We start from the raw sequence: 17,656 nt of genomic DNA, 5'->3' as shown, positions 1-17,656 counted from the left end.
TCGTGCCCAGCGATCAGCCCTCCGCGGTGCGCAGCGGCGCCCCGGCGTAGAAGCGCACGCCCGGCGCGCCGGTGACGAGGGGGCTGTCGCGAAAGCGCGGGTCGGCCAGCGCGTCCGGCACCTCGAACACCCCCTCGCCGCGGATGGCATGGGCGGAGAAGGAGCGCTCGCGCGCCACGCCGTTCGGCACCGGGCCGCGGGCGGCGAAGACATGCTGCTCGGTCTCGCCGCTGAAGCTCAGCGCCGCGATCGGCGCGCGCAGGGCGCGGCCGGCGATATCGACGAACCGGCCGAGTTCCCGCTCCGCGAGCGCTTCGGTGATGCGGAAGGAGTGCAGGGCGGCGAGGCGGCCGGCCTCGTCCTGCGGCGAGGTCCGGGGGTCCCGCAGCAGGGACCTGGGCTCACTTCGCGCCATGTCCCGGCCACTCCCCGGAAAATCGGGTGCTGAAAAATCGGGTGCTCATCAGACCCCAACTCCACACGAAACAAACTTAATCAACTACATTGGCTATGCCCGCACTTAAGAGGTTCTGAAACGATAAAGCAAGCCGATCCCGGTCGGGATTACATCAAATTTGATCAATCGCGGGACAGTTGCCGGTGGGCGTTCCAGCCGGCGCGCGTGGGGCGCGCCGGCTGCGATGCGGACGGTTCAGGCCAGGGCCGCCACCCGCTGCGCGATGGTCGAGAGCACCTCGTCGGGGTCGCGGTTCCACCAGTTCGCGTCCGAGAAGATCTCGACCTCGAGCAGGCCGTCGAACCCCTCCGCCTCCACCGCGGCGCGCAGGCCGTCGATGTCGATCACCCCGTCGCCCATCATGCCGCGGTCGAGCACCAGGTCGCGGGTGGGCACCAGCCAGTCGCAGATGTGGAAGGCGAGCAGGCGCTCGCGGCCGGCCCGGGCGATCTGGCGCTTCACCTCGGGGTCCCACCACACGTGGTAGACATCGAGCGCGAGGCCGATCCCCTCGCCGAGCTGGTCACAGATATCAAGGGCCTGCCCGGTGGTGTTCACACAGGCCCGGTCGCCGGCATACATCGGGTGCAGCGGCTCGAGCGCGATGGGCACCCCGGCTTCGCGGGCATACTCGAGCGTGTGCGCCAGCCCCTCGGTGACGATCTCGCGCGCGCCGTCGATGTCGCGCGAGCCCTTCGGCAGGCCGCCCACCACCATCACCAGGCAGGCCGCGCCGATGGCCGCCGCCTCGTCCACCGCGCGGCGGTTGTCGTCGAGCACGGCGGGCGTGAGGGCGCCCTCGGCGGTGTACCAGCCGCCCCGGCAGAGGCCGCTCACGCCCAGGCCGGAGTTCCGGATCAGCCGCGCGCCCTCGGCCACGCCGGCCTCGTGCAGCTTGTCGCGCCAGGGCGAGATGCCGCCGAACCCGTGGCGCAGGCAGCCCTCCACACATTGCGCCAGCGACCATTGCCGCGACACCGTGGCGGTGTTGAGCGAGATGCGATTCGCCTCCGCCATCTCAGGCCTCCACGCCGCGGGCGGCGAAGACGGCGCGCGCCCGGGCGGCCGCCGATTCGGGGTCCGGGAACAGCCGGGCGGCGTTCGCGAGGCGCAGGATCTCGGCCAGGTGCAGCGTGGAGCGCGCGCTCTCCTGCCCGCCCACCATGGTGAAATGGTCCTGGTGGCCGCAGAGATAGGCGAGGAACACCACCCCGGTCTTGTAGAAGCGCGTGGGCGCGCGGAACACGTGGCGCGACAGCGGCACCGTGGGGGCGAAAATCTCCCGCGCCCCGGCCGCATCCCCGCCGGTGAGCGCGGTGAGCGCGCGCGAGGCAGGGCCGGCGATGGGGTCGAAGATGCCGAGCAGGGCGTGGGAATGGCCCTCGGCGTCGCCCTCGATCAGCTCGGGATAGTTGAAATCGTCGCCGGTATACATGCGCACGCCCTCGGGCAGGCGGCGGCGCATGGCGATCTCCTTCTCCGCCGAGAGCAGCGAGATCTTGATGCCGTCGACCTTCGCCGCGTTCTCCGCGATCACGGCGAGGCAGCTCTCCATCGCCGCCCAATGATCCTCCGCGCCCCAGTAGCCGGCCAGCGCGGGGTCGAACATCTCGCCCAGCCAGTGCAGGATCGCCGGGCGGGTGAGGCCCGAGAGCACCCGGCCGTAGACGCGGGCGTAGTCCTCCGGCCCGCGCGCGGCCTGCACCAGCGCGCGCGAGGCCATCAGGATCACCTGGCCGCCGGCGGCCTCCACCGCCTCGCACTGCATCTCGTAGGCGGCGATCACGTCATCGAGGCTCACGCCGGGGCCGGGGGCGACGTGGTCGGTGCCCGCGCCGCAGCCCACCGGGCGGCCACCGGCCGCGTCGAGGCTGCGGCGGATGAGCTCGAGCGAGGTCGGCCAGTCCAGCCCCATGCCGCGCTGCGCGGTGTCCATCGCCTCGGCCACGCCGAAGCCGAGCCTCCAGAGATGCTCGCGGAAGGCGATGGTGCGGTCCCAGTCGATGGCGGTGCCCAGCCAGGGGTCGATCTCGGCCAGCGGGTCGGCCACCACATGGGCGGCGGCATAGGCGGTGCGGCTCCACGGGCCGGGGGGCGGCACCGGCTCGGGGCCGGCGTCGAGGGTGAGCGGGGCCAGCGCGCCGCCGGGCAGCGGCAGGCGCAGGGTGGCGGGGTTGGTCAGCGTCAGTGTCGACATGGCTCAGATCTCCAGTGCGGGCACGTCGATCCAGCGACGCTCCTGCCAGCTGCGATAGCCCAGCTCGGCGAGCTGGACGCCCTTCGCCCCTTCGAGCAGCGAGTAGCTCCAGGGCCCGTCCTCGGCGACATGGCGCAGGAAATCCTCCCACTGCACCTTGAAGCCGTTGTCGTAGACCGTGTTGTCCGGCACCTCCTCCCAGTCCTCGAAGAAGTTCATCTTCTGCGGCTGGTCGGGGTTCCACACCGGCTTGGGCGTGTTCACCCGGTGCTGGCTGTAGCAGCGGTGCAGCCCGGCCACGGCCGAGCCATGGGTGCCGTCGACCTGGAAGGTCACCAGGTCGTCGCGGCGCACGCGCACGCACCAGCTCGAGTTGAGCTGGGCGATGATGCCGCCCTCGAGCTCGAAGGTGGCATAGGCGGCGTCGTCGGCGTCGGCGGGATAGGGCTTGCCCTGCTCGTCCCAGCGCTCGGGGATGTGCACCGCGCCGCGGCAGCTCACCGCCTTCACCGGGGCGATGGTGTTGTCGAGCACGTAGCGCCAGTGGCACAGCATGTCGGAGATGATGCCGCCGCCGTCGGCCTTGCGGTAGTTCCAGCTCGGGCGCTGCGCCTCCATCCAGTCGCCCTCGAACACCCAGTAGCCGAACTCGCCGCGCACCGAGAGCATGCGGCCGAAGAAGCCGCTGTCGCGCAGGCGGCGGAGCTTCTTCAGCCCCGGCAGGTCGAGCTTGTCGTGCACGATGCCGTTCTTCACGCCCTTCGCCTTCGCGTAGGCCGCGATCTCCATCGCCTCGGCGAGGCTCTCGGAGACCGGCTTCTCGCAGTAGACATGCTTGCCCGCGTCGATGGCGCGGCGCAGCAGCTCCGGGCGCAGCTTGGTGGAGGCGGCGTCGAAGAACAGCGTGTCGTCGGGGTTTGCCAGCGCCGCGTCGAGGTCGGTGGTCCAGCGGGAGATGCCGTGGCGCTGCGCCAGCGCCTCCACGCGCTCGGCGTTGCGCCCGACGATGATCGGGTCCGGCACCAGGCGCGAGCCGTCCGACAGCAGCACGCCGCCCTGTTCGCGAATGGCGAGCACCGAGCGGATCAGGTGCTGGTTCATGCCCATGCGGCCGGTGACGCCGTGCATGATGATGCCGATGCGGGATTGCCTCATTGTCCGGTTTCCTCCTGGAAGTTCCTGTTGTTCATTGTCGTGAAATCGGGCCCCGGGGCGGAGGCGAAGCCCGGCCCGTCGAGGGAGCCGAGCCGCAGCCGACCGCCGGCGATGGCCGGCTCGGGCCCGCGCGCGCCGGGGCGGTAGAGATCGGGGTGGGCGGCGAGGGCGGCTTCGCGCTCGGCCTGCCCCGCGCCCTGCATGCCGCCGGCGAAATGGTGGCCGTTGCGCTCGATGTGCCGCGCGCCTGCGAGCGCGGCCATCGCGGTGTCCTGCTGCAGGCACAGGCCCGGCTGGCAGGTGAGATCCTCCGCCGAGAGGAAGGCCCCCCCGCCCGAGCCCGCCACCCGCGCGGAATTGAGCAGCGCGCGCAGCACGCCCTTGCAGCTCTTCACCGAGACGCCCGCCCAGCCGAGCGCCAGCGCGCGGGGGAAGGCATCGTCCGCGTCGTCGCTCTCGTCGATGATGAGGGGCGGGCCGGCGGGGGCCCGTGTCTCCAGCGCGGTGTCGCGGGCGAAGGGCTGCTCGATGAAGGCGAGGCCCGCGCGCAGCCCCGCGAGCCGGGGTGCGGCGGCGAGCCGGGCGAGGAACTCGGCGAAAGCCTCCGGGCCGTACTGCTCGTTCGCATCGAGCGTGGCACCCACGGGCCCGAGGGGCTCGAGCACCGTGGCGATGGCCTCCAGCCGGGCGATGTCGGCCTGCGGGTCGCCCTTGAGCTTGATCTTGAACCAGCGCACCCCGGTGGCGGCGATCACCTCGTCGAGCGAGACCGGCAGCGCGTCGGGGCGCGCGCGCACCTCCCGCGCGGTGAGGGGGGCGTCATAGCCCACCGTGTGGCGCAGGGCGATCTCCGGCGCCGGGCGCAGGCGGGCGAGATGGGCGCGCAGCGGCTCCGCGCCGAGGTCGGGCGGCGCGAGGGCGGCGAGGCCGAGCGCATCGCCCTGCACGGCGGCGGCGAAGGAGCAGCCGAGCGCGCGGCAGGCGGCGTCGATCAGCGCCATTTCCAGCAGCGCCGGGCCGAAGCCGGCGGCGAGGCGCGGCAGCGGGTCCGGCCCTTCGCTGAGCGCCGCGAGCGCGCCGGCGCGCAGCTCGGCGGCAAGCGCCGCGACGCTGCCGCGCAGCCCGGGCGCGAGGCGCGCCGCACTGGCCACGGCGCGGCGCAGGTCGTCCACGGTCTGCTCGTTGGAGCGCTCGCTGCGCTTGTCGAACCAGCGCGGCACCATGAGCTGGGCGGCAACGCCCTGCGCGGTGCCCCCCGGCCCCTCGAGGGTCACGCGCAGGTAGGCCTCGGAGGTGCGCTCCACCAGCGTGTTGCCGAAGCGGAAGCCGAGGCGCAGGGTCACCGGGCGCTCGCCGGTCTCCACCGCGCGGATGCGGAATGCCGGCGCGCTCATGCCGCGGCCTCCCAGGCGGTGCGCAGCGTGGCGGCGCCGAGGGCGAAGGTCACCGGCCCGGAGATGCAGGTGGTGAAGGGCTCCACCGCCACCGGACGGGCCCAGCCGGCGCGGCGCAGGGCGGCGACGATGGCGGGAAACGGGTCGGCCCCGGTGCCGGGCGCGCCGCGGTTGGTGTCGTTCGCCTGCACGTGGCCGATCATGCCGGTGGGCAGCCAGCGTGCGATGAGCTCGGCGACCGGCTCGGCCTCGGCCACGCCGGCCGCCGAGGTGTCGATCATGGTGCGGAAGGCGGGGTCGCCCACCGCTCCGGCCAGGGCCGCCCCCTCGGCCACGCGGTTGATGAACGGCGTCTCGGCCGGCGAGAGCGGCTCGATGCAATAGGTGATGCCGGCGGCCCCGGCATGGGCGGCCACGGGGCGGAACAGCTCCGCCACCCGGGCCAGCGTGCGCTCCGGCGCCTCGCCCGCGGGGGGCACGCGCTGGCCGGGCGAGCCGTGCACCATCACCGCGCCGCCCAGCCCGGCGCAGAGATCGGTGAGGCGCAGCAGGGTGTCGCGCGTCTGAGCCGCCGCGGCGGGCTCGGTGATCGAGAGCGCCGGGAAGGGCGCGAGCAGCCAGTGCAGGCCGGTGACGCGCAGCCCGTGGTCGGCCAGGGTGCGGGCGATTTCGGCCACGCGCTGCGGGCTCAGCCGGTCGGGCGCCTCGCCCAGCGTGGCGGGGGCGATCTCGAGCCCCATGTAGCCCAGGGCGGCCGCGATCTCGCATTGCTCCGCCAGCCCGCGCCCCTCGGCCGCGAGCAATTCGTTGCACATCGACAGCTCAGGCATGGCCGCCACCGGGCGCGGGCGGGTGGAGGAAGCGCAGCACCATCTCCTGCGCATCCGCGCAGCGCCGCGCAAGCCAGGGCCCGTCGATGGCGCAGCGGAACACCACGCGCAGCGTGTGGGCGTTCGACACCGGGAAATAGCACAGCGAGGCGATCATGATGTAGAGGTCGACCGGGTCGATGCCGGGGCGGAACACGCCGGCGGCCACCCCGCGCTCGAGCGTGGCGCCGAGCTGGGTGACGAGCGGAGACTGGATCTCGCCCACGTCCTCTATCGCGCGGATGGTGGTGCCGCCGCGCAGGTTTTCCGTGTTGAGCATGGAGATGAACCAGGGCTTTTCCACGTAATGCTGCAGGGTGAAGGCCACGAGGGCGCGGATGGCGTCCTCGGGGGTCTTGTGCTCGAGGTCGAGGTCGCGCTCGCCCTCGCGGATCTGGACATAGGCCTCGCGCAGGGCGGCGGCGTAGAGGGCGTCCTTGTCGCCGAAATAGGAGTAGATCAGCGGCTTCGAGACACCCGCGCGCAGGGCGATGGCATCGATGCGCGCCCCGGCATGCCCGGCCTCGGAAAACTCCACCAGCGCCGCCTCGAGGATGGCGCGGCGCGAGCGCTCCGCGTCACGCAGGCGAACGGGGGCGGGCTTGCGGGCCGGGCTGGGGCGGGGCGCGTCGGTCAACGGTGGTTTCCTTCGTGGCTGGTGCCCGCCAGGCGGCGGCGGGGCAGGAGGCGGCCGAACCCGCGGCGCACGGCCGGGATGCTGGCGGCAATGGTGAGCGCGATCAGCACCGCGAAGGCGGCGGAGATCGGCCGGGTGAAGAAGGGCGAGAGATCGCCGTCCGACAGCGTGAGGCCGCGGCGCAGGTTCTTGTCGAGCAGGTCGCCCAGGATGATGCCGAGCACCAGCGGCGGCATGGGATAGTCCATCCGGCGCAGCACGAAGCCGAGGATGCCGAAGGCCAGCATCACCCAGATGTCGAACACCCGCTGGGTGAGCGCGTAGGGCCCGATGAGGCACAGGGTGAAGACCACCGGCATGAGGTATTCGCGCGGCACCCGCATCACCATCACGAAGAAGCGGGTGAGCGACAGGCCGAACACGGTGATGGCCAGCGTGGCGAGCAGCAGCATCGCGGCGATGGAATAGATGAAATCCGGCTGCTCGAGCATGATCATCGGCCCCGGCCGCACGCCGTGGATGAACAGCGCCGCGATCAGCACCGCCGCCGGCGCCGAGCCCGGCACCGCGAGGGTGAGCGCGGGGATGAGCGCGCCGGGCACCACGGCGGAATTGCCGGTTTCCGCCGCCGTCAGCCCCTCGCGCGAACCCTTGCCGAACTCGGCCCGCTCGGGGCTCAGCCGGCGCGCGAGCGCGTAGGAGGCCCAGGCGCCGATGTCCTCGCCCACGCCGGGGATGATCCCCACCATGGTGCCGATCACGCCGGAGCGCCCGATGGTGCCCTTGAAGCGCCACAGGTCGGAGATGCGCGGCAGCATGCGCTTCGAGCGCGCCTGCACCGAGGCCACCTGCGCGCGGCGCTGCCACATCACCGTGAGCACCTCGGCGAAGCCGAAGGCGCCGACCATGGCGGGGATGAGGCCAATGCCGCCGTTGAGCTCGGAAAACCCGAGGCTGAAGCGCACATGGGCGTGGATGCCGTCGGAGCCCACCATGGCCACCATCAGGCCCAGGATCCCGGCGATGTAGCCCTTGATCGGCCGCCCGCCGCCGGTGAGCTGGCCCGAGATCACGATGCCGAACACCGCGAGCCAGAAGAACTCGAACGAGCCGAAGCCGAGCGCCGCCTCGCCCAGCGGCGGGGCGAGCAGCACCAGCAGCACGATGCCCACGATGGTGCCGAGCGCCGAGCCCGCGGTGGCCAGCGCCATCGCATAGCCCGCCTCGCCCCGCTGCGCGAGGGGGAAGCCGTCGAGCGAGGTGGCCGCACTCGCCGGCGTGCCGGGGATGTTGAGCAGGATGGCGCTGCGCGAGCCGCCGTAGATGGCCCCCACATACATGCAGATCAGCACCAGGATGGCCGCGTCGCGGTCGAGCGTGTAGGTGAGGGTGGTGAGCAGCGCCACGCCCATGGTGGCGGTGAGGCCCGGAAGGCTGCCCACGAAGATGCCCAGCAGCGTCGACCAGGTGACATGGAAAAGCGTCGTGAAGCTCGCGAGCCCGCCGAGCGCGCCGAGGAAATCTGCCAGCCGGTCCATCAGGGCAGCCTCACGAGGAAGCCGTCACGAAACAGCACCGACACCGCGAAGGCGAGCGCCACGCCATAGACCGCCGAGCGCCCCAGCACGATGGCCCGGCCGCGCAGCCCCGGCTCCGCCGGCCAGGTGAACACCGCCACGAACCCCGCGATGAACAGCGCGGTGGCAAGCTCGAAGGGCATGCGCCCGACCAGCCCCAGCGCGTAGAAGAGCGTGAGCGCGAGGGTGATCCACAGGTTCGGGCCCGAGACGTCGAGGGCGGTTTCCGCATCGGTCTCGGTGGCGGGGCCGCGGGCGCCGAGGAACAGCAGCACCGCGCAGAGCGCGAGCATGGCGCCCAGGATCATCGGCACCAGGCCGGGGATGCTGGCGGGGTGGATCTGGCGGACCTCCAGCCGGTCCATCGTGAAGCCGCCGGCCAGCATGGCGAGGCCGAGCGCGAAGAGAACGGCAGCGGTGATACGGTCGGCGCGAAGCGCTTTGGGGGACATGGGGCTCTCCGGGGGTGGGGTGCGGTGCCGCCCGTGGCGGGGCGGCACCCGGTCAGGTTCAGCCGGCGCGTTCAGCCGGCGGGGCAGTCGATGCCGATTTCCTTCGGGTCGATCACCGCCTCGCCGCGCGCCACCCGGCCGCAGGCCTCCGAGATCACCACGGGCATCGCCTGGTCGCGCGCGCCCTCGCCCCAGGCCGGCGCGAAGACCGCACCGCGCTCGGCGGCGTATTTCTTCAGCTCCGGCGAGGTCATCACCTTCTCCTGCCACACCTTGTCGACCGTGTCGTACACCTCCTGCGGGGCGCCGGCGGGGATGAACACGCCGAAGTAATCCGCCGCCACATGCATGTCCGGCAGCCACTCCGTCACCGGCGGGATCGGCTCCAGCCCCTCGATCTCCAGCGCCTTGTCCGAGAGCACCGCGAGCGGGCGGATGCGGCCGCCGCGGATCATCTCCGCCTGCTCCACCGCGAGCTGGGTGGTGGCCTCCACCTCGCCGCTCGCCGCCGCGATCACCGCCGGGTTGCCGCCGTCATAGGTGACCATCCGGGCGTTGAAGGGCTCGCCCGCCGCCTCGCGCAGCGCCGCCAGCGCCATGCCGCCCGAGGAGTTCACCCCCGCCGTGCCCACGGTGATGCCGCCGCCGCGGATCTTCTCCAGCAATGCGGCGAAATCCTGCTCCGGGGCATCGGCGTTCACGCCCACCACCGGCACGTTCGCCACGTGCAGGTACACCCGGTAATCGTCGATCGAGGTGTCCTCGAGCAGGCCGGTCACCGCGTAGGTGGCGTTGTTGGCGATGGCGTTCGCGGTCCAGGTGTAGCCGTCGCGCGGGGCGTCGAGGGCGGCCTTCGTGCCGATCGAGCCCGAGGCGCCGGGCTGGTTCACCACCACCACGGGCGTGCCGAGCGCCTCCTCCAGGATCGGCGCCACCACGCGGGTGACCTGGTCGGTCGAGCCGCCGGCCGACCACGGCACGATGATGTTGATGGGACGGTCGGGCTGCCACTCGGCCAGTGCGGGGCCTGCTGCCGCCAGGGCGGCAAGCATCCCTGCCGCGACAAACGCATGCTTGCGGGTCATCGGTTTCCTCCCAGTGTTTTTTGTTACTAACCAGTCAGTAACTTCCGGGATTCGATTCTGTCAACGCCCTCGTGGTCGGAGCCGGCTTGCCGTGGCGGGGCCGGCGCGGGCATTCTCGCCGGGCCCGCCACCCCCGGCGGCAGGGGAGAAACCATGAGCCTGCGCGCCCTCCGGAGCCTGGTGGCCATCGCCCGGCACGGCTCCTTCGCCCGCGCCGCCGAGACGCTGGGCCTCACACCCTCGGCGGTGAGCCTGCACGTGAAGACGCTGGAGACAGAGTTCGCCGTGGCGCTGTTCGACCGCAGCCACCGCGCCGTGCGCCTCACCGAGGCGGGGCGCGAGGCTCTGCTGCGCGCCGAGGCGATCCTCGCCGCCTGGGACGGCATGGGCGAGGCGCTGGCCAGCGGCCCCGATCTCGTCGGCCAGCTGCGGCTCGGCGCGGTGCAGACCGCCCTCGCCGGCCCCCTGCCCGACGCCCTCGCCCGCCTGCGCGCCGCCCATCCGCGCCTGCGGATCTCGGTCTCCTCCGGCATGTCGGCCGAGCTCGCCCGGCGCATCGGCGACGGCGAGCTCGACGCCGCCATCACCACCCAGCCGGTGCCGCCCTGGCCGCAGGGGTTGCGCTTCACGCCGGCCTATGGCCACGGGTTCTGGGTGGTGGCGGCCCCCCATCTCGCCGGGCGCGACGCCCGCGCGCTGCTCACCACCGAGCCCTTCCTGCGCTTCGACAAGCGCGCCTGGGCCGGCCGGCTGATCGACGACGAGCTGCGGCGCCAGGCCATCCCGGTCACCGAGCTGATGGAGATCGACAGCCAGGAGGCGCTGCTGCGCATGGCGGCGAACGGGCTGGGCGTGGCCATCGTGCCGCTCGACGAGCGCGAGTTCGAGCGCGCCCCGCCACTCGCCCGCCAGCCCTTCGGCAGCCCGCAGCTCACCCGCAGCATGGGCCTGCTGGAGCGCGACGACAGCGCGCGGGTGCGCTTCTCCGCCGCCCTCATCGCCGAGCTGCGCGAACGTTGAGTTTTTCTCACCCGTCGCCTCACAATTCAGCATTTTCCTTTCACGGCAGACCGCCCTATCTGGTGGGTTCACCGTTCCGTGAAAGGCCCTCCGCATGTCCTGCCCTCCCGCCTCTGCCGCCCCGGTGCCGCGATGACCGCGATGGTGCTCCTCGCACTGGTGCCCATCGTGCTGCTGATCGGGCTGGGCTTCTGGCTGCGGCGCAGCGCCTTCCTGCCCGAGCCGTTCTGGGCGCCGGCGGAGCGGCTGAGCTACTTCGTGCTGCTGCCGGCACTCTTCACCCATGGCCTTGCAACGGCTGACCTTTCCGGCGTGCCGGTGCTGGCGATGGTGCTCACGCTGATCTCCGCCACCCTGCTCGGGGCGGCCATCGTGCTGGCGGCGGAGCGCTTTCTCGGGCTCGACGGGGCGAGCTTCACCTCCGTCTTCCAGGGCAGCGTGCGCTTCAACAACTACGTCGGCGTCACCATCGCCGCCGGGCTGTTCGGCGTGCCGGGCATCGCCCTCGCCGCGGTGGCGAATGCCGCCATCGTGCCCACGGTGAACATCCTCTGCGCCGGGGTGTTCGCCAGGAGCGGCCCGGCCAGCCCGGGCCTGCGCGGCCTCGCGCGCAGCATCCTGCGCAACCCGCTGATCCTCGGATGCGCCGCCGGGCTCACGCTGCGGCTCACCGGCATCGGCGTTCCGCCCGGTCTCGACGGCGCGCTGAAGGCGCTCGGCGGCGCGGCCCTGCCGCTCGGCCTGCTCTGCGTCGGCGCGGCGATGGACCTGAGGGTGCTGGGCAGCGGGCTGCGCCCGGCCCTGCTCGCCTCGGCGGCGAAATTCGCCCTGCTGCCGGTGGTCACCGTGCTGTTCTGCCGGCTCTGGGGCCTGCACGGCGAGGCGGCGCTGGTGGCGGTGATGTTCCAGGCCCTGCCCACCGCCTCCTCCTCCTACGTGATGGCCCGGCAGCTCGGCGGCAACGCGCCGCTTATGGCCGCGATCATCTCCTTCCAGACCGCCGTCGCGCTGGTCGCGGTTCCGGTGGCGATGCTGCTGCTCGGGCCCGTGGCCGGCTGAAGGCGCTTTGTCCGGTCGCAATGCCGGCCGGTTTCGGTGTAGTCAGGAGGAAACGGCCGGCGCCGCCCGGCCCGGGGGTGGCCCAGGAGGAGATTTCATGCAGGTGCAGCTCGACAGACGGCTTTCCGAACAGGCCTATGACCGGATCATGGAACTGGTGCTCGACGGCTCCCTGCCCGCCGGCACGGTGATCCAGGAGCGGCGGCTGGCGGCGGAGCTGGGCATGTCGCGCACGCCCCTGCGCGACGCGCTGCTGATGCTGGAGGGCGACGGCATCGTGGTGCGCGAGGGCCCGCGCCTGCTGCGCGTGATGACCATGGACATCACGCGCTACATGGAAAACCTCGCCCTGCGCCGGCTGCTGGAGGCCGAGGCGGCCCGGCTCTCCACCGGCAGGGTGCCGGCGGAGCGGCTCGACCGTATCGAGGCGCAGTTGCGCAGCATGCTGCAGGCCCATGCCGACGGCAACCCGGCAACCCGCGCCGAGATCCGGGCCGTGGACGAGGACCTGCACGGTGCCATGTCCGAGGTGGCCGGCAACCGGCAGCTCAGCGCCATCGTTCACAACCTGCGCCTGCAGACGCAGATCTTCGACCTCAAGAACCTGCCCGAGCGCTTTGCGGACACCTGCCGGGAGCATCTCGAGATCGTCGAGGCCCTGCGCGGAACCGACAAGACGGCGGCCGAGGCCGCCGTCTGCCGTCATCTCGACGCCGTGCGCCAGTCGATCATCGAGCGGCTCATCGGCTGAGCAAGCCCGGGCGCGGCGGCTCAGAAGCCTTCCCAGCTTTCCTCGTCATCCTTGAGCGCAAGGTTGCCGGTGCTGCGCGGCGGGGCGTGTTTCGGGCCCTTCGCGGCGGGTGCCGCCGGTTTCGCGGGCTGGCTGGCCCTGGCCGGTGCGGCGGGCTTCGGCGCCGGGGCCGCGGGCTTTGCCGGGGCGCGTGGCACGGAGCTCGCCGCCCCGGGCGACACTGAGCCGTCCTTCACCCGGAAGACATCGACCAGCGTGTCGAGTTCGCGAGCCTGCACCTCCGTCTTCTGGATCGCGGCATTGGTCTCTTCCACGAGCGAAGCGTTGTGCTGGGTCATCTCGTCCATCTGGCGCACGGCGCTGTCGACCTCGCGGATCGAGGAGGCCTGTTCGCGGCTGGCCTCGGCGATGCTGTCGAGCAGGGAGCGGTTCTCCCGCGCCGAGGAGAGCATGGCCTCGAGCCGCTGCGCCGCCTCGGCCACCAGCCGCGAGCCGTCCCCGACCTCGGATGCGCTCTGCTCGACCAGTGCCTTCACCTCGGCCGAGGCCTCGGCCGCGCTCTGCGCAAGGCGCCGCACTTCCACGGCCACCACGGCGAAGCCCTTGCCGGCCTCGCCGGCGCGTGCCGCCTCCACCGAGGCGTTCAACGCCAGCAGGTTGGTCTGGAAGGCGATGTCGTCGATCATGCCGATGATGCTGGAGATCTTGTCCGAGGAGCTGCGGATGCGCTGCATCGCGGTGGTGGCCTCGGCCATCACCTTGCCGCCGTCCTCGGCGGCCTGGGAGACCTTGCCGGCGTTCTGGCTGGCCTCCTCGGCCTTCTTGGCGTTCGCGACCACGGTGGAGGCGAGCTCCTGCATCGCCGCCGATGTCTCCTCGATGGTCGCAGCCTGGCGGGAGCTGCGGTCCGAGAGGTCATGCGAGCCGAGCAGGATGTCGCTGGTCGCCGAGCGCAGCGCGCCGGAGGTGCGGCGCAGCTGCACCACGATGTCGGACATCCGGTCCGCCACCTTGTTGGTGTTGTCGCGCAGCTTGGCGAAATCGCCCTCGTAGCGCCCCTCCACCCGCTGGGTGAGATCGGTGTTGGCGAGCGCCGAGAGCACGCCGCCGGTCTCGGTCAGCCCGCGCTCCACCGTCTCCACCAGCCTGTTCACCCCGTCGGCGAGGGCATTGAGCTCGGCGTCCGGGAACTTCGCGGTCACGCGGCGGTGGAAATCGCCCTTCGCGGCGCCGTCGACGACATCGCCGAAGGCCTGCTGCAACTCGCCCATCATCCGGGCGCGCGCCTCCTTGTCGGCCACGGCACGGGCGGCCTCGGCCTCGGTGAGCCGGGCCACCTTCAGTCCGTTCTCGCGGAACACCTCCACGGCGCGGGTCATGCCGCCGATCTCGTCACGACGCTCACGCCCCTGCAGCTCGATGTCGAAATTGCCCTCAGCGATGGCGAGCATGTCGGAGTTGAGCCGCGACATCGGCCGGGTGATCGAGCGCGCCACCACGACACCGAGCCCCAGCATCGCGACGATGATCGCCGCGGTGACGAGACCGCTCACGGTGGCCGCGTTGAGGAAGATGTCGTTCACGCTGGTGAAGAGCACGCCGGAGGCGATGGTCCAGCCCCAGGGGCGGAAGGCCTCGGCATAGGTGAGCTTGTCGTCCCAGCCGCCGGCGGGGTTCTTGAAATTGTACTCCACGAAGGCCGAGCCGTCGGCCTCGGTGCGCGAGATCATCTCCTTCATGAACAGCTTGCCGCGGCCGTCCTGCTCCACCGACCGGTCGGAGCCCTGCTTCTCCGGCTTGGTGGGGTGCATGAGCAGCACCATGTCGAAACTGTCGACGAAGAGATAGCCGCCGTCCTGGTAGCGCACGCCGCGCAGCACCTCGAGCGCGCGGGACTTCGCCTCCTCCTCGGAGAATTCACCGGCCTGCGCGCGGTCGTAATGGTCCTGCACGATGCTGTGCGCGGCACCGACGACACTGACCAGCTCGCTGCGCTTGAAGCTGCCGAGATTCTCCCGCAGCGTGAGGAGCTGGTAGCCGACGATGCCCACGAAGCCGATGGCGAAGATGCCGATCAGCACATACAGGCGCCGGGCGATGCTGTTTCCCAGAAAGCCGATCATCAAGGTCTCCCGTTCCGGACCGGATACGCAATGCGCAGGCCCCGCAGGCGCGAGCCTGCAAGGACGACACCCGCAGGCCGCGCCTGCGAGGGGTATTCCCGCAGATGCGGCCTGCCCCAGAACGGGAGAGCTACAGGAGCCGGCTTAACCGGCGATGAACGGCGTTCGCGATTCGGCCCCCGGGGGCCGGACCGTCAGTCCCAGTCGACCTCGAAGGTCTTCACCAGGTCGGTCACCTGGTCGTCGGAGAGCATGCGGGGGTGCATGCCGCGGGTGAGCATGGCGAGTTTCGCGGTCTCCTCCAGCTCCTCCATGGCATAGACCGCCGCCTCGAGATCCTTCGAGGCCACCACCGGGCCGTGGTTGGCCAGCAGCACCGCCGAGCGCTTGCCGGCAAGCCCGCGCACCGCCTCGCCCATCCCTGCGTCACCGGGGCGGAAATAGGGCAGCAGCTTGACCTTGCCGAGCTTCATGATGGCGTAGGGGGTGAGCGGCGGCAGCACGTTGTCGGGGTCGGTCTCGGGCAGCATGGAGAGTGCTACCGAGTGGGTGGAATGCAGGTGCACCACGGCGCCCGCCCCCTTGCGCGTCTCGTAGAAGGCTGAATGCAACGGCATTTCCTTGGTCGGCTTGTCACCGGAGACCAGCTTGCCCGAGGCGTCGAACAGCGAGAGCCGGGCGGGGTCGAGCCGGCCCATGCTCGAGCCCGTGGGGGTGACGAGCAGCCCGCCGTCCGACAGGCGGGCCGAGATGTTGCCGGTGGAGCCGCTGGTCAGGCCCCGCTCGTAGAGGGAGCGCGCGAAGAAGCAGATGCGTTCGCGCAGGCTGGCTTCCTCGCTCATGCGCCCTCCAGAACCTTCGCGGCGGTCTCGAAGAAGGCCTCGTCGCCGAAATTGCCGGATTTGAGGGTGAGGCGCAGCGGGCCGGCGGCCAGCGCCGGGGCGCCGGGGGCGATCTCCGGGCCGATGGCGAGCGCGTCGAGGTCGAGCGCCTCGACCACGGCGCCCGAGGTCTCGCCGCCGGCGGCGATGATGCGCGTGGCGCCGCGTGCCACCACGAGGCGGGTGACCTCGGCGAACAGGTCCTCGATGGCGGAGGCGGCGCGCTCGCGGCCGTATTTCTCCTGTGCCGCGCGCACCACGGCGGGCTCGGCGGTGGCATAGGCGAGCGGCAGGCCGTCCTGCGCCAGCAGCCAGTCGGCCACGCCTGGCGCGGTGGTGGTGCCGGCGATCACCGCGTCCACGGTGATCTGCAGCGCCGGGTGGCGGGCCTTGTGATAGGCCACCTGGCCGCGCGTCGCGACCGAGCAGGAACCCGAGAGCACCACGCAGGGCCCGTCGGAGCCCTGCCAGTCATAGCCGCCGCCGGCGAGCAGCCCCTCGCGGCGGAAGTTCTCCGGCAGGCCCATGGCGATGCCCGAGCCGCCGGTGATGAGCGGCAGGCCCGCGGCGGCGGTGCCGATCTCCATGAGGTCTTCGTCGGCGATGGCGTCGGTCACGATCAGCCGCCGGCCGGCGGCGCGCTCGGCGGCGAAGGCCTCCGAGATGGCGGCCGAGCCCTTGCGCACCGCGGCCATGGAGACATGTCCCACGGGCATTTCGGTCTGCCGGGCGAGCCAGCGGCGGATGTCGGGATCGGTCATCGGGGTGAGCGGGTGGTCCTGCATGCCGCTTTCCGAGAGCAGCTTGCCGTTCACGAAGAGATGGCCCTCGAACAGCGTGCGCCCGGTGGCCGGGAACACCGGGCAGACGATCACGTCCCAGGCGTCGAGCCGCTCGGCCAGCGCCGCGGCCACCGGGCCGATGTTGCCCTCGGGCGTGCTGTCGAAGGTGGAGCAGTACTTGAACAGGAACTGCCGGCAGCCCTGCGCCTGCAGCCATTCGAGGGCGGCGAGCGACTGGGCCACCGCCTCCTCCGGCGCGATGGTGCGCGATTTGAGCGCCACGACGCCGGCCTCCACATCGGGTGCCGCCGGCGCGCCGGGCACGCCGGAATACTGCGTCACCCGCATGCCCTGCTTGGCCAGCGTGTTGGCGAGATCGCTCGATCCCGTGAAATCGTCACCGATACAGCCCAGCAACATGTCCTGCTCCTTCGTAGTCCGGGGGCGTGCCCCGCGTGGTTCTCTCGTGTGTGTCTGCCGCGCTCAGCCCTCGGGCCCGTGCATGCTGTTGACCTGCAGCAGGTGCTCGCGCATCGCGCCGAAGGCGCGGTCGGCGTCGCGGGCGCGGATGGCATCGAAGATGCGCTGGTGCGCGGCGAATGCCGTCTCCATCTGGCCCTCGTGGGCCAGGGTGACAAGGCGCACCTCGTGCAGCCAGCGGTCCACCGCCAGGTAGAAGGCGTCCAGCATCGGGTTGCCCACGATGCGCGCGATGGCGAGGTGGAAGTCCATGTCGGTGCGCGCGAAGGCCTCCGTGTCGCCCACCGAGGCGCGATTCGCCTCGAGGATCGCGCCCAGGCCGGCGATATCCTCCGGCGTGGCGCGCTCGGCGGCCATGCGGGCGAGGCCGGTTTCCACCAGGGTGCGCACGTCCTGGAAGTTCCGCAGCCCCTCGGGCTGGGAGATGTAGAAGGTGGCCGTGCCCGAGAGCAGCTCCACCAGCCGGTCGGAGCTGGGCTCGCACACCCGCGCCCTCGTGCCCGGCCGCACGGCGATGAGGCCGGATTTCTCCAGCGCGCCAAGGGCTTCGCGCACCGTGAGGCGCGATACCCCGAACTCCTCCATCAGCTCGCGCTCCGAGGGCAGGGCATCGCCCACGGCGAAGACCCCGGAGCGGATGTCCTCGCTGAGCATCTCCACCAGTTCCTCGTGCATGCGCTTGCGCTTCACCAGCCGCCGGTCGCCTGTCGAATTCGTCTGCATGATCGCTGTCTCCC

At 71.7% G+C, this 17,656-nt stretch carries 17 protein-coding genes; 3 read left to right on the top strand and 14 right to left on the bottom strand.

From position 1 onward, the window contains the following. Window positions 1-13: 13 nt before the first annotated feature. The 10 genes from D3P35_RS10835 to D3P35_RS10790 form a co-directional block, all read right to left on the bottom strand. Window positions 14-415, bottom strand: a complete 402-nt coding sequence (locus D3P35_RS10835; protein WP_118134747.1) for a GAF domain-containing protein — start codon at window positions 413-415, stop codon at window positions 14-16. A 237-nt stretch (window positions 416-652) separates the two neighbouring features. Next, window positions 653-1,474, bottom strand: coding sequence for a sugar phosphate isomerase/epimerase (locus tag D3P35_RS10830; protein WP_118134746.1), 822 nt, complete (start codon window positions 1,472-1,474; stop codon window positions 653-655). A 1-nt stretch (window position 1,475) separates the two neighbouring features. Beyond that, window positions 1,476-2,654: a dihydrodipicolinate synthase family protein gene (locus D3P35_RS10825; RefSeq protein WP_118134745.1), complete on the bottom strand. Its 1,179-nt coding sequence runs from the start codon at window positions 2,652-2,654 to the stop codon at window positions 1,476-1,478. Window positions 2,655-2,657: 3 nt separating this feature from the next. Beyond that, window positions 2,658-3,809 carry a Gfo/Idh/MocA family protein gene (locus D3P35_RS10820; RefSeq protein ID WP_118134744.1) on the bottom strand — a complete coding sequence of 384 codons (1,152 nt, stop codon included), beginning with the start codon at window positions 3,807-3,809 and terminating at the stop codon, window positions 2,658-2,660. Further along, window positions 3,806-5,203 carry an enolase C-terminal domain-like protein gene (locus D3P35_RS10815; RefSeq protein ID WP_118134743.1) on the bottom strand — a complete coding sequence of 466 codons (1,398 nt, stop codon included), beginning with the start codon at window positions 5,201-5,203 and terminating at the stop codon, window positions 3,806-3,808. Before D3P35_RS10815 ends, D3P35_RS10820 begins: the two co-directional genes overlap by 4 nt. Beyond that, the gene (locus D3P35_RS10810; RefSeq protein ID WP_157982103.1) at window positions 5,200-6,033 is read right to left on the bottom strand and encodes a sugar phosphate isomerase/epimerase; all 834 of its coding nucleotides are present in this window, start codon (window positions 6,031-6,033) and stop codon (window positions 5,200-5,202) included. The genes D3P35_RS10815 and D3P35_RS10810 overlap by 4 nt, the downstream gene beginning before the upstream one ends. Then, on the bottom strand, window positions 6,026-6,709 hold the full coding sequence (locus D3P35_RS10805; protein ID WP_118134741.1) for a TetR family transcriptional regulator: 684 nt from the start codon (window positions 6,707-6,709) through the stop codon (window positions 6,026-6,028). Before D3P35_RS10805 ends, D3P35_RS10810 begins: the two co-directional genes overlap by 8 nt. Further along, entirely contained in the window at window positions 6,706-8,247 is a 1,542-nt protein-coding gene (locus tag D3P35_RS10800; RefSeq protein WP_118134740.1) for a tripartite tricarboxylate transporter permease, read from the bottom strand. Before D3P35_RS10800 ends, D3P35_RS10805 begins: the two co-directional genes overlap by 4 nt. Further along, window positions 8,247-8,738, bottom strand: a complete 492-nt coding sequence (locus D3P35_RS10795) for a tripartite tricarboxylate transporter TctB family protein (RefSeq protein ID WP_118134739.1) — start codon at window positions 8,736-8,738, stop codon at window positions 8,247-8,249. Before D3P35_RS10795 ends, D3P35_RS10800 begins: the two co-directional genes overlap by 1 nt. A 71-nt stretch (window positions 8,739-8,809) precedes the next feature. Further along, on the bottom strand, window positions 8,810-9,823 hold the full coding sequence (locus D3P35_RS10790) for a tripartite tricarboxylate transporter substrate binding protein (protein WP_118134738.1): 1,014 nt from the start codon (window positions 9,821-9,823) through the stop codon (window positions 8,810-8,812). Between the two features lie 153 nt (window positions 9,824-9,976). On the opposite strand from D3P35_RS10790, the gene D3P35_RS10785 reads away from it, so the two are divergent. The 3 genes from D3P35_RS10785 to D3P35_RS10775 all read left to right on the top strand — a co-directional run bounded on the left by D3P35_RS10785 (window position 9,977) and on the right by D3P35_RS10775 (window position 12,653). Further along, window positions 9,977-10,843 carry a LysR family transcriptional regulator gene (locus D3P35_RS10785; protein ID WP_118134737.1) on the top strand — a complete coding sequence of 289 codons (867 nt, stop codon included), beginning with the start codon at window positions 9,977-9,979 and terminating at the stop codon, window positions 10,841-10,843. 132 nt (window positions 10,844-10,975) lie between these two features. Then, on the top strand, window positions 10,976-11,902 hold the full coding sequence (locus D3P35_RS10780) for an AEC family transporter (protein ID WP_118134736.1): 927 nt from the start codon (window positions 10,976-10,978) through the stop codon (window positions 11,900-11,902). Between the two features lie 97 nt (window positions 11,903-11,999). Further along, window positions 12,000-12,653 carry a GntR family transcriptional regulator gene (locus D3P35_RS10775; protein ID WP_118134735.1) on the top strand — a complete coding sequence of 218 codons (654 nt, stop codon included), beginning with the start codon at window positions 12,000-12,002 and terminating at the stop codon, window positions 12,651-12,653. 20 nt (window positions 12,654-12,673) lie between these two features. Here D3P35_RS10775 and D3P35_RS10770 read toward each other — a convergent pair whose 3' ends face one another. The 4 genes from D3P35_RS10770 to D3P35_RS10755 all read right to left on the bottom strand — a co-directional run bounded on the left by D3P35_RS10770 (window position 12,674) and on the right by D3P35_RS10755 (window position 17,642). Further along, entirely contained in the window at window positions 12,674-14,776 is a 2,103-nt protein-coding gene (locus D3P35_RS10770; protein ID WP_118134734.1) for a methyl-accepting chemotaxis protein, read from the bottom strand. 194 nt (window positions 14,777-14,970) lie between these two features. Continuing rightward, window positions 14,971-15,618, bottom strand: a complete 648-nt coding sequence (locus D3P35_RS10765; RefSeq protein ID WP_118134733.1) for an aldolase — start codon at window positions 15,616-15,618, stop codon at window positions 14,971-14,973. After that, a complete protein-coding gene (otnK, locus tag D3P35_RS10760; protein WP_118134732.1) occupies window positions 15,615-16,859 on the bottom strand; it encodes a 3-oxo-tetronate kinase in 1,245 nt (414 codons plus the stop codon). Before otnK ends, D3P35_RS10765 begins: the two co-directional genes overlap by 4 nt. A gap of 63 nt (window positions 16,860-16,922) precedes the next feature. Further along, window positions 16,923-17,642, bottom strand: coding sequence for an FCD domain-containing protein (locus D3P35_RS10755; RefSeq protein ID WP_118134731.1), 720 nt, complete (start codon window positions 17,640-17,642; stop codon window positions 16,923-16,925). Window positions 17,643-17,656: the final 14 nt, after the last annotated feature.

The sequence above is a fragment of the Oceanicella sp. SM1341 genome, from assembly GCF_003448965.1.
Lineage (GTDB): Bacteria > Pseudomonadota > Alphaproteobacteria > Rhodobacterales > Rhodobacteraceae > Paroceanicella.
Note: the sequence above shows the minus strand (reverse complement) of the source record. Positions and strands in the feature narration are given on the sequence as shown.